At 70.2% G+C, this 16,068-nt stretch carries 12 protein-coding genes; 3 read left to right on the top strand and 9 right to left on the bottom strand.

The genetic code is table 11. From position 1 onward, the window contains the following. The 6 genes from clpB to VKN16_02380 form a co-directional block, all read right to left on the bottom strand. Positions 1-2,692 (bottom strand): ATP-dependent chaperone ClpB (gene clpB, locus VKN16_02405; protein ID HME93055.1); only part of this gene is annotated, 2,692 nt, incomplete at its 3' end. Between the two features lie 19 nt (positions 2,693-2,711). Then, positions 2,712-3,041: a chaperone modulator CbpM gene (locus VKN16_02400; protein ID HME93054.1), complete on the bottom strand. Its 330-nt coding sequence runs from the start codon at positions 3,039-3,041 to the stop codon at positions 2,712-2,714. 5 nt (positions 3,042-3,046) lie between these two features. After that, on the bottom strand, positions 3,047-3,967 hold the full coding sequence (locus VKN16_02395; GenBank protein ID HME93053.1) for a DnaJ C-terminal domain-containing protein: 921 nt from the start codon (positions 3,965-3,967) through the stop codon (positions 3,047-3,049). Between the two features lie 57 nt (positions 3,968-4,024). After that, positions 4,025-5,914, bottom strand: coding sequence for a molecular chaperone DnaK (gene dnaK, locus VKN16_02390; GenBank protein HME93052.1), 1,890 nt, complete (start codon positions 5,912-5,914; stop codon positions 4,025-4,027). Positions 5,915-5,951: 37 nt separating this feature from the next. Continuing rightward, complete coding sequence (lon, locus tag VKN16_02385) at positions 5,952-8,393, bottom strand: endopeptidase La (protein ID HME93051.1); 2,442 nt, start codon at positions 8,391-8,393, stop codon at positions 5,952-5,954. Beyond that, complete coding sequence (locus VKN16_02380) at positions 8,393-8,803, bottom strand: Hsp20/alpha crystallin family protein (GenBank protein ID HME93050.1); 411 nt, start codon at positions 8,801-8,803, stop codon at positions 8,393-8,395. The genes lon and VKN16_02380 overlap by 1 nt, the downstream gene beginning before the upstream one ends. 144 nt (positions 8,804-8,947) lie before the next feature. Between VKN16_02380 and VKN16_02375 the strand changes: the two genes are divergently transcribed. Together VKN16_02375 and VKN16_02370 are read left to right on the top strand one after the other, a co-directional pair. Beyond that, on the top strand, positions 8,948-9,559 hold the full coding sequence (locus VKN16_02375) for an NAD(P)-dependent oxidoreductase (protein HME93049.1): 612 nt from the start codon (positions 8,948-8,950) through the stop codon (positions 9,557-9,559). 12 nt (positions 9,560-9,571) lie between these two features. Continuing rightward, positions 9,572-11,047 carry a 4-hydroxyphenylacetate 3-hydroxylase N-terminal domain-containing protein gene (locus VKN16_02370; GenBank protein ID HME93048.1) on the top strand — a complete coding sequence of 492 codons (1,476 nt, stop codon included), beginning with the start codon at positions 9,572-9,574 and terminating at the stop codon, positions 11,045-11,047. Here VKN16_02370 and VKN16_02365 read toward each other — a convergent pair whose 3' ends face one another. Beyond that, a complete protein-coding gene (locus VKN16_02365; protein HME93047.1) occupies positions 11,048-11,965 on the bottom strand; it encodes a DUF5996 family protein in 918 nt (305 codons plus the stop codon). Between the two features lie 271 nt (positions 11,966-12,236). Here VKN16_02365 and gndA point away from each other — a divergent pair, with 271 nt between their 5' ends. After that, complete coding sequence (gene gndA, locus VKN16_02360) at positions 12,237-13,751, top strand: NADP-dependent phosphogluconate dehydrogenase (GenBank protein ID HME93046.1); 1,515 nt, start codon at positions 12,237-12,239, stop codon at positions 13,749-13,751. A gap of 11 nt (positions 13,752-13,762) precedes the next feature. Here gndA and VKN16_02355 read toward each other — a convergent pair whose 3' ends face one another. Both VKN16_02355 and VKN16_02350 read right to left on the bottom strand, forming a co-directional pair. Next, complete coding sequence (locus tag VKN16_02355; protein ID HME93045.1) at positions 13,763-15,370, bottom strand: molybdopterin-dependent oxidoreductase; 1,608 nt, start codon at positions 15,368-15,370, stop codon at positions 13,763-13,765. A gap of 15 nt (positions 15,371-15,385) precedes the next feature. After that, positions 15,386-16,068: cbb3-type cytochrome c oxidase subunit I (locus tag VKN16_02350; GenBank protein HME93044.1), on the bottom strand; the 683-nt coding region annotated here is incomplete at its 5' end.

The following is a 16,068-nucleotide window of genomic DNA, read 5'->3' as shown; positions in this document are numbered from 1 at the left end:
CGCGCTCGGCCAGCCGATCGATCACGCGGCGCGTCTGGAGCGCGACGATCTCGCCGATCTGCCCGCGGCTGAGCGGCTCGAACTCGACGATGTCGTCGAGGCGGTTGATGAACTCGGGCTTGAACGCCGCCTCGGCGCCCGCCCGGCCGCCCGGAATGTTCGAGGTCATGATCAGCACGGCGTTCTTGAAGTCGACCGTGCGGCCCTGTCCGTCGGTCAGGCGGCCGTCGTCCATCACCTGCAGCAGCACGTTGAAGACGTCGGGGTGCGCCTTCTCGACCTCGTCGAGGAGCACGACCGTGTAGGGCCGGCGGCGGACCGCCTCCGTCAGCTGGCCGCCCTCCTCGTAGCCGACGTAGCCGGGGGGCGCCCCAACGAGCCGCGCGTTCAGCTGGGCGAGCTGCAGCTCGACGATCGCGCCGAGCTGCTCGCGGGTGAGCGGCTCGAAGACGACGATCTCGTCGATCCGGTTGAGGAACTCCGGTCGGAAGCGCTCGACCATCTCCTCCGCGGAGCGGATGTTCGAGGTCATGATCACGACGGCGTTGCGGAAGTCGACCGTGCGCCCGTGTCCGTCGGTCAGCCGCCCGTCGTCGAGCAGCTGCAGCAGCACGTCGAACACCTCGGCGTGCGCCTTCTCGATCTCGTCGAGCAGCACCACCGAGTAGGGCTTCCGCCGCACCGCCTCGGTCAGCTGGCCGCCCTCCTCGTAGCCGACGTAGCCCGGCGGGGCCCCGATGAGCCGCGCCACCGTGTGCTTCTCCATGTACTCCGACATGTCGAGGCGCACGATGTTGTCCTCGTCGTCGAAGAGCGTCGCGGCGAGCGCGCGCGCCAGCTCGGTCTTGCCCACTCCGGTCGGCCCCAGGAAGAGGAAGGAGCCGATCGGGCGCTTGGGATCCTTGATGCCGGCCCGGGCCCGGAGGACCGCGTCGGCCACCGCGCGGACGGCCTCGTCCTGGCCCACGACGCGCTCGTGCAGCTCCTCCTCCAGCCGGAGGAGCTTCTGCATCTCGCCTTCCATGAGCTTCGAGAGCGGAATGCCCGTCCACCGGGAGACGACCTCGGCGATGTCCTCCTCGTCCACTTCCTCCTTGATGAGCCGGCGGCCGCCCGCGGCCTGCGCCCGCTCCTCCTCCTCCTTCAGCTCGCGCTCGAGCCCGGCCAGCGTCCCGTACTGCAGCTCGGCCACCCGGTTCAGGTCGTAGGCGCGCGTGGCCTTCTCGATGTCGACCTTGACCTCCTCGATACGCTTCCGGAGCTGCCGCGGGCGCTCGATCGCCGCCTTCTCGCGCTCCCACTGCTCGCGGAGCGTCGCCGCCTCCGCCTGCAGCCGGGTCAGCTCCTCGTCGAGCTTGCCCAGGCGATCGCGGGAGGCCGCGTCGGTCTCCTTCTTGAGGGCCTCCCGCTCGATCTCGAGCTGCAGCACCCGCCGGGTGATCTCGTCCAGCTCCGCCGGCATCGAATCGATCTCGGTCCGGAGCCGGGCCGCCGCCTCGTCGACCAGGTCGATGGCCTTGTCGGGGAGGAAGCGATCGGCGATGTAGCGGTCGGACAGCACCGCGGCGGCCACCAGGGCCGAGTCCTTGATGCGCACGCCGTGATGGACCTCGTAGCGCTCGCGGAGCCCGCGGAGAATGGAGATGGTGTCCTCGACCGAGGGCTGGTCCACCATGACCGGCTGGAACCGGCGCTCGAGCGCCGCGTCCTTCTCGATGTGCTTCTTGTACTCGTCGAGGGTCGTCGCCCCGATGCAGTGCAGCTCGCCCCGGGCCAGCGCGGGCTTGAGCAGGTTGCTCGCGTCCATGGCCCCCTCGGCCGCGCCCGCGCCCACCACCGTGTGCAGCTCGTCGATGAAGAGGATGACCTCGCCCTGCGCGTCGTGGACCGCCTTGAGCACCGCCTTGAGCCGCTCCTCGAACTCGCCGCGATACTTGGCGCCCGCCACCAGCGCGCCCATGTCGAGGGTCACCACGCGCTTGCCCTTGAGCCCCTCGGGCACGTCCCCGCGGACGATGCGCTGGGCCAGGCCCTCCACGATCGCGGTCTTCCCGACGCCCGGCGCGCCGATCAGCACCGGGTTGTTCTTGGTGCGGCGCGAGAGGATCTGGACGACGCGACGGATCTCCTCGTCGCGGCCGATGACCGGGTCGAGCTTGCCTTGCCGGGCCAGCTCGGTCAGGTCCCGCCCGTACTTCTCGAGGGCCTCGTAGGTGCCTTCCGGCGTCTGGCTGGTCACGCGCTGGCCGCCCCGGACCGCCGCGGTCGCCTCCAGCAGCTTGTCCCGGGTGAGGCCGGCGGCCTGGAAGGTCTCCGCGACGGCGCGATCCTTGTCGACGAGGGCGAGCAGCAAGTGCTCGACGCTCACGAACTCGTCCTTCATGCGCTGCGCCTCGGCCTCCGCGGCCGTCAAGGTCTCGTTCAGGCGGGACGAGATGTAGACCTGGCCGCCCTGCGCGCCCGGCCCCGAGACCCGAGGCAGCCGGCCGAGCGCCTGCCGCAGCCGCTGCGCCAGGGTCGCCGGATTGGCGCCGGCCTTCTCCACGACGCGCGCGGCGACGCCGCCGTCCTGCTCGAACAGGGCCACCGCGAGATGCTCGGGCTCGATCTGGGTCTGCCCCTCGCGCTGGGCCATGGTCTGCGCCTGGCGCAGCGCATCCTGCGCCTTCTCGGTCAGCCGATTGGGATCCATGCCGGTCTCTCCTTCTTCTTCATGGTCCGCTGCCCCGCCGCCGGGCCAGCTCCGCTTCGAGACGGTCCAGACGCTCCAGCAGGTCCGCGATGATGGCCGCGCCGATGAGATTCACGCCGAGATCGGCGTTGAGGCGCAGCATCCGCTGGAGCCGCAGCAGCGCCTCGGCCGTGAACTCCTCCGGCCCGCCGCCGGCCGGCTCGACGAGGCCGAGGTGGATCAGACGCTCGAGCCGCTCCCGCGTGATGCCGGCGGCCGTCGCGAGCTCGTCACGGGAAAGCCACCGCTCGCCCTGCAGCCGGGCCCGGACGACGGGCGGGGACAGCCACGGCCGATGCCGGATGCGCATGTCCGTCATGCTCCGGCCGGCCGATCGGCCGGGGCCGCGGCGGCGCGGCGCAGCGCCTCGTAGGCGTCCCGCTCCGCTCCGCTCGGCCGCTCGGGGACCACGATGCGCACCGCCGCGTAGAGGTCGCCGCGCGTGCCGTCCGCTCTGGGCAGCCCGCGGCCTCGCAGGCGCAGTCGCCGGGCGTTCTGGGTCCCCGCGGGCACCGTGAGCGTCACCGCGCCATCCGGCGTGTCGACCCTCACCTCCGCCCCGAGCACCGCCTGCCACGGCCAGATCGTCAGGTCCATCTCCAGGTCGTCGCCCGTCACGCGATACCGCGGGTGCGGGACCAGGCGCACGTGGAGGTAGGCATCGCCCGGCGGGCCCCCGTTCGTGCCGGGACCTCCCTGGCCCGCCAGACGCAACACGACCCCGTCCCGCACGCCGGGGGGAATCTCCACGTCGAGGCTCTTGCCCTCCCCGATCTGGATCCGGCGCTTGCCGCCCCGGAGCAGATCGTCCAGGGTGACCGGCAGCTCCGCCTCGACGTCGTGGCCCGGCATCGTGACCCGCACGCCGCGGCGGCCGGCCCGCGCCCCCGCTCGCCCGAAGAGCGAGGCGAAGAAGTCGCTGACCTCGTCGAAGTCTTCGACCGACGACGCCTCCCCGCCCCGCCCGGCCGCGCCCGGCGGCGGGGTGAAGTCCATCCCGCTCTTCCAGTTCGCGCCGAGCGCATCGTACTTGGCCCGCTTGTCGGGGTCGCTCAGGACCTCGTAGGCTTCGTTGATCTCCTTGAAGCGCTCCGCCGCCTTCTCCCGCTCCGCCCCGGGCTGCAGGTCCGGGTGATGCTTCCGGGCGAGCTGCCGGTAGGCCCGCTTGATGTCGGCCGCGGCGGCGGCGCGCGGCACTCCCAGCACCTCGTAGTAGTCGCGGAATTTCACCGCCACGGCCGGGCGGACTCCTGGGTCGTCGTCAGCCGCAGGCCAGCGTCCATCTGGGCCTCCTTAGCGTTTCGGGTCGTCGGCCTCTTTGAACTCGGCGTCGACGACGTCGCCCGCCTGCGGCCCGCCCGACGGCGGCTGACCCCCGCCCGGCGTGGTCGGGCGGGACGCGGCCTCGGTCAGGGCGCGGGCCGCGCGGGACAGGTCGTCCTGGACCCGCCGGATCCGCTCGACATCGCCGCCCTTCAACGCCTCGCGCGCGTCGGCGAGCGCGCGCTCGACCGCACTCCGGTCGGCATCGGACAGCCTGGCGCCGTGCTCCGTCAGCGTGCGCTCCGTGGAGTACACGAGCGAGTCGGCCTGATTCCGCAGCTCGACCTCCTGCCGCCGCCGAGCATCGTCGGAGGCATGCGCCTCGGCTTCCTTCACCATGCGGTCGACCTCCGTCTTGCTCAGGCCCGACGAGGCGGTGATGGTGATCTGCTGCTGCTTGCCCGTCGCCATGTCCTTGGCGGAGACGTTGAGGATCCCGTTGGCGTCGATGTCGAAGGCCACCTCGACCTGCGGCACGCCGCGCGGAGCCGGCGCGATCCCGTCGAGACGGAACTGTCCCAGCGTCCGGTTGTCGCGGGCCAGCGACCGCTCGCCCTGGAGGACGTGGATGTCCACCGACGGCTGATCGGCGGCCGCCGTGCTGAAGATCTCGCTCTTCCGGGTCGGGATGGTCGTGTTCCGCGGGATCAGGGTGGTCGTGACGCCGCCCAGGGTCTCGACACCCAGCGAGAGCGGGGTGACGTCGAGGAGCACGACATCCTTGACCTCACCGGCCAGGATCCCGCCCTGGATGGTGGCGCCCACCGCGACCACTTCGTCGGGATTCACGCCCTTGTGCGGCTCCTTGCCGAAGAGCTGCTTGGTCAGCTCCTGCACCTTCGGCATGCGCGTCTGGCCGCCCACCAGGATGGCCTCGTCGATGTCGGCCGCGGTGATCCCGGCATCCTTCATCGCCTGCCGGCAGGGCTCCGCGGTCCGCTCCACCAGGTCGGCCACCAGGGCCTCGAGCTTCGCGCGCGTCAGGGTCATCACCAGGTGCTTGGGCCCGGTGGCGTCCGCGGTGATGAAGGGCAGGTTGACCTCGGTCTGGATCGTCGAGCTCAGCTCGATCTTGGCCTTCTCCGCGGCCTCCTTCAGTCGCTGCAGCGCCATGCGGTCCTTCCGCAGGTCGATGCCGTGCTCCTTCTTGAACTCCTCGCCGATCCAGTCGATGACGCGCTGGTCGAAATCGTCGCCCCCGAGGTGCGTGTCGCCGTTGGTGGACTTGACCTCGAATACCCCCTGGCCCAGCTCCAGGACGGAGATGTCGAAGGTGCCGCCCCCGAGGTCGTACACCGCGACCTCCTCGTCCTGCTTCTTCTCGAGCCCGTAGGCGAGGGCGGCCGCGGTGGGCTCGTTGATGATGCGGAGCACCTCGAGGCCGGCGATCCTGCCCGCGTCCTTGGTCGCCTGGCGCTGGCTGTCGTTGAAGTAGGCCGGCACCGTGATCACGGCCTGGGTCACCTTCTCGCCCAGGTGGGCCTCGGCCGCCTCCTTGAGCTTGCGGAGGATCATCGCCGAGATCTCGGGAGGCGAGTACTGCTTGCCCCGGATCTCGATGCGGACGTCGCCGTTCCCGGCCTGCACCACCCGATAGGGGACGAGCTTCGTCTCCTGCTGGACCTCCTCGTACCGGCGGCCCATGAACCGCTTGATCGAGAAGATGGTGTTCTCGGGATTCGTGATGGCCTGGCGCTTGGCGATCTGGCCGACCAGCACCTCGCCGTCCTTCGTGAAGGCGACGACCGAGGGGGTCAGCCGGCTCCCTTCCTGGTTCGGGATGACGAGAGGACTGCCGGCCTCCATGACGCCCACGACCGAGTTCGTGGTACCGAGGTCGATGCCGATGACCTTTGCCATTGCCGCCTCCTTCTATCGAGCCCCGAGCGAGTTCCGGTTACCGGGCCACCTCCGCCGCGATCGGGGTGAGGGCGTGCTTCAGGACCTCCTCGGCGTCCTCCACGAAGAGGAAGCGCAGCTCGCGCCGGAGCTCCTCCGGCACGTCCTCGACGTCTCGTTCGTTGCGGCGGGGCAGGATGACTTCCCGGATGCCGGCCCGGTGCGCCGCCAGCATCTTCTCCTTGATTCCGCCGACCGGGAGCACCCGGCCGCGAAGGGTGATCTCCCCGGTCATCGCGAGGTCGCCGCGCACCGGCCGCCGCGTGGCCAGGGAGGCCAGCGCGGTCACCATGGTGACCCCGGCCGAGGGCCCGTCCTTGGGGATGGCCCCGGCCGGGACATGCACATGAATCGTCTTGCCCTCGAAGATCTTCGGGTCGATGTCGAGCGCGGCCGCGTTCGCCCAGACGTACGAGACCGCGGCCTGGGCGCTCTCACGCATCACGTCGCCGAGCATGCCGGTGAGGACCAGCCGCTCCTCGCTGCTCGGCATCATCGTCGCCTCCACGAACAGGACGTCGCCGCCGGTCGGCGTCCACGCCAGCCCGGTCGCGATGCCCGGGCGGGAGGTTCGCTCCGCCACCTCGTCGAAGAATCGCGGGCGGCCGAGGTACTCGCCGAGGTTGTCGGCGGTGATGCGGACGGGATCGCGCTGCCCCTCGGCGAGCCGGCGGGCGACCTTCCGCGCCGCGGTGGCGATCTCCCGCTCGAGGCTCCGCACGCCCGCCTCGCGGGTGTACGCGCGCACGATGCGGCGAAGAGCGTCGGGGTCGAAGGCCAGCTCGCCCGCGGCGAGGCCGTGGGCCGCGAGCTGCTTGGGGATGAGGTACTGCTTGGCGATGCCCACCTTCTCGTCGTCCGTATACCCGGGCAGCGACAGGATCTCCATCCGGTCGCGAAGGGGCCCGGGAATGGTGTCGAGGGTGTTGGCCGTCGCGATGAACAGCACGTGCGAGAGATCGAAGGACACGCCCAGGTAGTTGTCGACGAAGGTGTGGTTCTGGGCCGGATCCAGCACCTCCAGCAGGGCCGAGGAGGGATCCCCGCGCCAGTCCGCTCCGATCTTGTCGATCTCGTCGAGCATGAAGACGGGATCGCGGCTCTCGGCTCGCCGGAGCCCCTGGATCACCCGGCCGGGCAGGGCGCCGATGTACGTCCGGCGGTGGCCCCGGATCTCCGCCTCGTCCCGCACCCCCCCGAGCGACATGCGCGCGAACTTCCGGCCGAGGGCGCGGGCGATGCTCTGGCCCAGGCTGGTCTTGCCCACGCCCGGCGGTCCGACGAAGCACAGGATGGGCTCGCGGGCCGGGCTGTCCCCGGTCACCGGTGGCGGCTCGGCCGGCTCCGGCGCCTCCCCGGAGGCGACACCGCGGCCCGCGCGCTCCTGCCGGAGCTTCTTGACCGCGAGGTACTCGAGAATGCGATCCTTGACCTTCTCCAGGTCGAAGTGATCCTCGTCCAGCACCCGCCGGGCGCGGAGGATGTCGATGGCGCCCGCGTCCTCCTTGCTCCACGGCAGGCTCACCAGCCACTCGAGGTAGGTGTGGATCATGCCGTGCTCGGGGGAGGCCGGCGAGATCCCGGCGAGGCGGGCGAGCTCGCGCTCCGCCTCGCGCCGCGCCTCTTCCGGGAGCGCGGCCTCCTCGACGCGACGGCGGAGAGCGCTCACGTCGCTGGCGGCCTCGTCCTCTTCGCCGAGCTCCCGCTGGATGGATCGGAGCTGCTCGCGCAGGTAGAAGTCGCGCTGCTTCTTGGTCAGCCGCTCCTCGGTGTCGCTCGCGATCTTGCGGCCGAGCTCGCGCACCGCCAGCTCCTTCTGCAGCAGGTCCACGAGGCGGCGAAGCTTGGCCGGCACCGGATCCAGCTCGAGGAGCGCCTGGCGCGCCGCCAGGTCGAGGGGCACCACCGTGGCGACGAAGTAGGCCAGCCGCAGCGGCTCCGCGAGGCTCTCCGCCGCGGCCGCGAGCTCGTCGGGCAGCTCGGGCGAGGCCCCGACGACGCGGCGGAACACGTCCACCACCGCGAGCCGGAGCGCGTCGGTCTCGGTGCCCGCGACGGTCGGCTCTCGCGATACCTCGACCCGCGCCACCAGGTAGGGCTCGGTGCCGACCAGATCGAGCAGCCGGATCCGCTCGACGCCCTGGACCATGAGACGGATGCTGCCGTCCGGGGCCCGCATGAGCTGGTGGATCATCCCCACGGTGCCGACACGGTACAGGTCTCCGAGCGCGGAGGCCTCGACCTTCGGATCGGGCTGCGCCACCAGGGCCACGAGCCGGTTGCCGCGCATGACGTCGTCGACGAGCCGGACCGAGCGCGGCTGTCCCACCGCGAGCGGCACCATCGTCAGGGGGAGCACCACCGCGTCCCGCAGCGGGAGGACGGGCAGCGCGTCGGGAACGACGACGTTGTCGGTACCGCCAGCCGCTTCCGCGGCCATCAGCGAGCCTCGCGCTTCGGCAGCGTGATGAGCAGGAGGCCCCGATCGTAGCGCGCGTCGACCCGCTCGGCGTCCACCGCCGCCACCAGCGGGAGCTCGACCCGGAACGGGCCCTGCCGGATCCTGACCGCGTGGAAGATCGTCGCCTCCTGCGGGGCGGCGAGGCGCCGCCGTCCTTCGACGACGAGCGCGTCCTCGAAGAGGACGACCTCGAAGTCCTCCTCGTGAACCCCCGCGAGATCCACCATGATCTCCACCGTGCGCGCGGTCTCGTACGTGTCGGCGTCGGGGTGCCAGCAGTCTTCCGCGAGCAGGCGCACCCGATCCGTCTGCCGGAAATCGTCGAACGAACCGGGCCGGCCCGGACGCACCACCATCGCGTAGCGGTAACTCAGGCGTCGGTAACGCATGGGCCCCCGCATCATCCACCCGCCGACAGGGGTTGTCCAGTCGCCGCGCGCTGCATTCGACCGTCTGCGGGACGACGCCGGCCTTCTAGTGCTTGTTCACCGTGCCCCGTCAGAATACGATCGGCGACAAGAAAGGGACACGCGATGAACATCGCCGTGATCGGTATCGGGGGTCGCGTCGGATCTCGCCTCGGGGCGGAGCTGCTCGCGCGGGGACATCGCGTGACCGGCATCGAGCGCCACCCCAAGCCCACCGACGCGAAGGAGGGCCTGACCCTGCGGCAGGGCGACGCCACCCAGCCCGCGGCGCTGGCGCCCCTGCTCGCGGGGCACGACGCGGTCGTGAGCGCTTCGCGATTCCAGACCTCGGACGCGACCGCGCTGATCGCCGCCGTGAAGACCGCGGGCGTCAAGCGCCTGCTCGTGGTGGGCGGAGCCGGCAGCCTCGAGGTCGCTCCGGGCCAGGCGCTCGTGGACACTCCCGGATTTCCGGAGGCCTACAAGGCCGAGGCCCGCGCGGGCGTGACGTTCCTGAACGCGCTGCGCGCGGAGAAGGATCTCGACTGGACCATCCTGTCCCCTTCCGCGGAGTTCGCGCCGGGGACGCGCACCGGGACGTTTCGCCTCGGCGGGAACGAGCTGCTGACCGATCGGACCGGCAGGAGCTGGGTGTCGATGGAGGATTTCGCGATCGCCCTGGTCGACGAGCTGGAGCAGCCGCGGCATCGCCGCGAGCGCTTCACCGTCGGGTACTGAGGGCCCGGGTCGGTGGCGGCGCGGTCGGGCGAGCAGTTCCTCCAGGGGTTGCGCGGCACCAAGCGGCAGCTCTGGCTCGAGGGGCAGCGCGTGGACGACGTGACCACGCATCCGGCGCTCGCGGGCGGGGCGCAGACGCTGGCCGGCATCTTCGACCGGCTCCACGCCTTCCCCGACGAGTGTCTGGTCCCGGACCCGGAGACCGGTGAGCCGCTCAACGTCGGCCACATGATCCCGCGCTCGATCGACGACCTCAAGCGGCGCAACCGGGGCCTGGCCCGCATCGCGGAGGCCACCGTCGGCCTCATGGGCCGCACCCCCGACTACATGAACGTGAAGTTCGCGAGCTTCGCCGGACGCTGGAAGGACTGGCTCGGCGCGGACGGGCGGAACGAGGAAGGGGCGCACAACCTGGTCGCGTTCCAGAAGCGGCTCGCCCGTCAGGACATCTCACTCACCCACACGATCATCCACCCGACCATCGACAAGGCGACCGATGCCCGGATCGTCGACAGCCGGGTGCCGGTGCACAAGATCGCCGAGACCGCGGGGAGCATCGTGGTGCGCGGCGCGCGCATCCTGGCGACCCTCGCCCCGTACGCCGACGAGATCGCGGTCTATCCCGCCCACCCGCTGCCCGCGGGGGCCGAAGCCTACGCGCTCGCCTTCTCGATCCCGGTGGACACCCCGGGGCTGCTCTTCATGTGCCGCGACAGCGCGGCCACGCCGGGCGTGCCGGTGTTCGACCGGCCCCTGTCGACCCGCTTCGACGAGCAGGACGCCTTCGTGATCTTCGACGACGTCGAGATCCCGCGGGAGCGCCTCTTCATCGACGGCCGGATCGACCTCTACAACACCGTCATCACCACCGGCCTGCGCGACAACATGACGAACCAGACCACCATCCGCGCGCTCACCAAGCTCGAGTTCGCCTACGGCCTCGCCACCCGCATGGCGGAGGCGATCGGCGACGCGAGCCCCGCGACCCAGGAGATGCTGGGCGAGCTGCTCGACTACGTGGAGGTCAGCCGCAGCGCGGTCCTGCTCTCCGCCGAGCACGGGCGGGACGTGGGCGACGGGGTGTGGTTCCCGGACGGCCGCCCGCTCGCCCCCATGCGGTCGCTGCTCGCCACGTGGTTCCCGCGGGTGAACGAGATCCTCGTGCTCATCGGGAGCCACAACCTCCTGGCCACTCCGAGCCGGCGCCAGCTCGACGACGTCCGCCTCCGCCCGCTCATCGACGAGTTCCTGCACGGCGCGAAGGACGTCGACGCCGAGGAGCGGGCCGCCCTGTTCCGCCTCGCGTGGGATTTCGTCGGCTCGACCCTCGCGGGCCGCAACGTCCTCTACGAGCGCTTCTACCTCGCCTCGGCGGCCCGCAATCGCATCGGCCACCACGTGCGCAACGTCGACCGCAGCCGCGCCTACGCGCTCGTCGACGGGATCCTGGCCGCCGGGCGCCGGACGGGCGGGCTCGCGGACGCGTGACTAGGGCCACTCCGCGGGCGGCCGATCGAGCGCCGCGCGATCCCAGCGGGCCAGATCGGCGGCCGCCTCGTACACGCTCTGGAAGAAGTCGAGCACGACTTCATCGGGTGACGCCAGCGACCGGACCGCTTCGTACGGCAAGATGAAATCGGCGAGCTCCCGACTGTAGTAGGCGCTCGGCGGCCGGACCGGTCTGGCCGGAAGGCCCGACGGCTCGGGTCGCGCGTACGCATAGAACGCCGGCTCGGCAACCGTTCCGCTCCCCGGCCAGAACCCGAAGCTGATCTCCTCGTGCGACATCGCCTCCCGGAGCACCCACCACTCGGCCGCCTCGGATTCGGGCGCGCGGCGCCCGCTGAAGCGCGTGAGCGCCAGATCGAAGGCGCCCCAGAAGAAGTGCACCGGGCTGCTCTTCCCGAGAAACCGCCCCTTGAACCGCGCGAGGATGCGATTGGCGTGCAGCAGCATGTGGAAGAATTGTCGGACGCGATCGGCATCGTACGACGCGTGGCGATGATCGTCCTGGAACGGGATCGGCGCGTCCACCTCGACGGGGACGGGCCACATCTTCACGGTGATGCCGAGGCTGGCGAGCGTGTCCACGTACTCTCGATAGAAATCCGCGACGGCCTGTGGACGCAGCGGAATGGCTCGGCTGGCGCCGTCGCTCGTGTCGACGACGAGGCGGTGGTCGGTCAGATCGAAGTGGACCTCGAAGGCGCGTGACCGGTATGGCATCGGCGACGTGCTCAAGCCACGCGCGCTGACGTACAGGGGCACGTGCCACCAGTGATTCTCCGCCGGGGCCAGGGCCAGTCGGGTCTTGCCCACCACCTGCGTCCACATGTGCAGCGTGTCGTGCGTCTCCTGCCACTCCGCCAGAGGCAGCCTCGGCCACACGCCGGAATCACTCGCCATCGCCGTCGACCTCCCTACGTTGTCGGACGGAACCGCTCGAGGGGCCGACGCACGGCTTCACGAATACGCGCCTCGCGAGTCGCACGATCGACCGACGGAAGCACCCCGCCCGCTGGTCACCGGCGTCCTCCTTGGCCGGTCGAGGCGGCGATGTTCATTCACCGCCTGAATTGTATTCCTCGTGTCGAGCGGCCGGCGCCCCCGAAGCCGCCGACGTCGGTCACGGTCGTCGAGGTCGTGGAGCTCCGGACGCTGGGGTAGAGTGGAGGCCGTGACCACCGCCGCGCGCGCCACCGCCGACGTCGGAGTGATCGGGCTCGCCGTGATGGGCCAGAACCTCGCGCTCAACATGGCCGACCACGGCTACCGCGTCGCGGTCTACAACCGGACGGCCGCGGTCATGGAGAAGTTCGTGGCCGCGCACGGGGATACCCCGGGCGGACTCGTGGGCACTACCGCGTTGCCCGACTTCGTCGCTTCGCTCGCGAAGCCGCGCAAGATCCTGATCCTGGTGAAGGCGGGACCGCCGGTGGACGCGGTCGTCGAGCAGCTCCTCGGCGCGGGCGTCGAGCCCGACGACATCGTGGTGGACTGCGGCAACAGCCTCTGGACCGACACCATCCGCCGGGAGCAGCAGCATGCCGAGCGGTGCCGCTTCTTCGGCTCGGGCGTGAGCGGCGGCGAGGTGGGCGCGCGCTTCGGGCCCTCGCTCATGCCGGGCGGGCACCCGGCCTCGTGGGAGCACCTGCGCCCGATCTGGGAGGCCATCGCGGCCAAGGTGGATCCCCGGACGGGTGAGCCGCTGGAGGACTGGGCGCCCGGCAAACCCGTGACCGGCGGTGAGCCCTGCACCGCGTACATCGGCCCCAACGGCGCGGGCCACTACGTGAAGATGGTCCACAACGGCATCGAGTACATCGACATGCAGCTCATCTCGGAGGCCTACCACCTCCTCACCGCGCTCGGGGGCATGACGCCCGACCGGCTCGCCGAGGTGTTCGGCGAGTGGAACCGCAACGAGCTGAGCTCGTATCTGATCCAGATCACCGCCGATATCCTCCAGCAGCGCGACCCCGCCCGGCCGACGCAGTTCCTCGTGGACGCGGTGCTCGACGCCGCGGGCCAGAAGGGCACGGGCAAGTGGACGAGCGTGAACGCGCTCGACCTGGGCATCCCGGCCAACGCCATCGCCGAGGCCGTGTTCGCGCGCTGTCTCTCCGCGTTGAAGGAGGAGCGGGTCGCCGCCGCCGCGGTGCTCGAGGGGCCGGGCGCGCGGTACCGCGGCTCGCCGCCCGAGCTGGTCGAAGGAGTGCGCCGCGCGCTCTACGCCTCGAAGATCTGCGCGTATGCCCAGGGCTTCCAGCTCATGCGGGAAGCGCAGACGGAGTACGACTGGGTGCTCGACTTCGGCACCATCGCCGGGATCTGGCGTGGCGGCTGCATCATCCGCGCGCGCTTCCTCCAGAAGATCACCGAGGCCTACCGCCGCGACCCCGGCCTCGTGAATCTGATGCTCGACCCCTACTTCACGGCGGCGCTGACCTCGAGCCAGGAGTCCTGGCGCGAGGTCGTGGCGCTCGCGGTACGGCACGGCATCCCGGTTCCCGCCTTCGCGAGCGCGCTGGCCTACTTCGACGGCTACCGATCGGCGCGGCTCCCCGCGAATCTCCTCCAGGCCCAGCGTGACTACTTCGGGGCCCACACCTACGAGCGCGTGGACGCCCCGCGGGGGCAGTTCTTCCACGTGGACTGGCCCGACCCGAGGCGCCCGCAGCGGCCGGTCTGATCGTGCCGGCGTCAGATGCTGGCCAGCTCGCCAAAGTACTCGTGATCCTCGTTGTAGCCTCCTTCGCCTCGATTGATCGACCTGACGTCCTCGACGAATTCGATCCCCTGGATCCACTTCACCATCTTGAAGCCGAGCTGGTTCTCGACCCGAAGGCGCAGCGGGGCCCCGTGCAGGTGGTTGAGTGGCGCGCCGTTCATCTCGTAGGCCAGCAAGGTTTGCGGGTGCAGGACGTTGGCGATCGCGAGACTGTCGTAGAATTGGCCGCCCTCCCCTCCTTCGCCGAATGAATAGAAGACGACGGCCTTCGCGCCCGGTGTTGGTCTGACCAGCTCGACCAGTTCAGCCATTGGCAGCCCGCCCCACGCGGCAATGCCCGACCAACCCTGAATGCAGTGGTGCAATGTGACCTGGGTCTTCGTTTTCAGCGCACGGAGGTCGTCCAGCGACACCTCGACCGGGTTCTCCACCAAGCCGTACACTTTCAGGCGGTAGTCCTTGAAATCGCCGGCAGCCAGCGCCTTCCACTCGTCGCAGGTCGGCACTTTGCCATTGGCCCAGAAAAAGGGGGAGACGTCCTCGCGACTGAACTCGGCCCGTGCGGCGGCCCGATCGAGCAGACACGCCATGACCGGCGTGACGACCGCCTTGGCGGCGTGCTGCACGGCCCGGGGGTACCGCCACGCCGTCCAGTTGGCAGCCACATTCAGCAGGACGACCACGCCGATCCCGGCCAGGCCGAGATACAGGCCGATGGGATTGGCGTCGTCCGTCCCCATCACGATGTGGTTCATGTTCCGCGCGAAGCCGGTGAGCAGAACCATGGTCACGTGGGCAATGATGAATACGACGAAGGCGCACATGACGAGAAAGTGGATGGATCGGCCGACCTGGCGGTTGCCGGGCAGCTTCGGGTACCAGGCGAAGCGGGCCGTGAATGCCGGCGACATCGAGGGGCCCGTCAACATCGCCAGAGGGGCGAGGAGGAACACGACCGCGAAGTACGCCAGCTGCTGGAGCGCGTTGTAGTGGTAGAAGCCGTTGGGCTCCGGCGGCAGATGGAAGGTGGCGTAGTGGACGAAGACGGCCCACGCGTCGGGAACGACCCGCCAGGACGTCGGCACCAGTCGCTTCCACTGCCCGGTGCCGAACAGGAGCGCGACGAACACCACGCCGTTCCCGACCCAGAACAAGACGCTGAGGAAGTGCCAGTGCCGGGCCATGCCGACGGTGTGCCGGTGGCCGGGCAAGCCGATCCAGGGCGAAAGAGGCCGGGAGTCGTCTTTTGCCGTCCAGACGCGATCCTTTGGCACCTGGACCGGGGTAAGTCGGAGCCACTCCGTGCCGGGGGTGCAATGGACGTTGCCGTACAGCCGCGGGTGATCCATGAGGATCTGCAAGCCGCTGCGAATGAGGAGGACCAGGAACAGCAGGTTGACGTAGTGGGTGATGCGCAGCCAGGCCGGGAAGCCGTACGGCTCCGCCGGCGGTTCGAGGATCAACGTGGAGCTGGACGACACCGACGGAAGGCCGAGCGTACCCCACTGGATGTACGCCGCGGCAACCAGGAGCAGCGGCAGCGAGACGAGCGGCAGGACCGCGCGGGTTCGAACGTGCATGGGATCACACCGGCATCATCTGCGGTGCTCGAGAAGAACGTCTGCCCCGTGTACGGCCGGCGGCACGATCTCGTAGCCCGAGGGCTCGCGGTGGTACTCGAGCCCGAAGCGGGCAATGCAGTAGAGGGTTAGCATGCCACCGATCACCACCGGGCCGATGCCGAGGAGAAGGCCTCCCACCATGACGAGCAGGCTCCCGGCCAGGAGGATCGGCCAGAAGGATGGCCGTGGCATGTGGACCGGCTCGAGTTGGGGTTCGGGAAGCAGGTCGACAGGAAGCCGTCGGTCCGCCTCGTCGCCATACTTGCGCAGCCAGAGCTCATCCCGGTCACGCACGATCGGGATCCGGCTGAAGTTCCAGGGTGGCGGTGGCGAGGGAACGGACCATTCGAGTGTCCGGCCGTCCCAGGGATCAGCCCCGGCCGGCGCAGCCGGGCGCGTGGTCTTGACCACGTTCACGAGGAAGACGACGAAGGACAGGGCGATGAGAAAGGCTCCGATCGTCGAGGCCAGGTTCCAGAGGTTCCAGCCGAGATCGGGCGCGTACGTGTAGATGCGGCGCGGCATCCCGATGAGCCCCAGGTAGTGCATGGGAAAGAACGCCAGGTTGAAACCCAGGAACATGAGCCCGAAGTGCCACCGGCCCAGGCGCTCGTCCAGCACCCGGCCGAAGATCTTCGGCCACCAGTAGTACACGC

The sequence above is a fragment of the Candidatus Methylomirabilota bacterium genome, assembly GCA_035315345.1.
In the GTDB taxonomy this organism is placed as follows: domain Bacteria; phylum Methylomirabilota; class Methylomirabilia; order Rokubacteriales; family CSP1-6; genus CAMLFJ01.
Note: the sequence above shows the minus strand (reverse complement) of the source record. Positions and strands in the feature narration are given on the sequence as shown.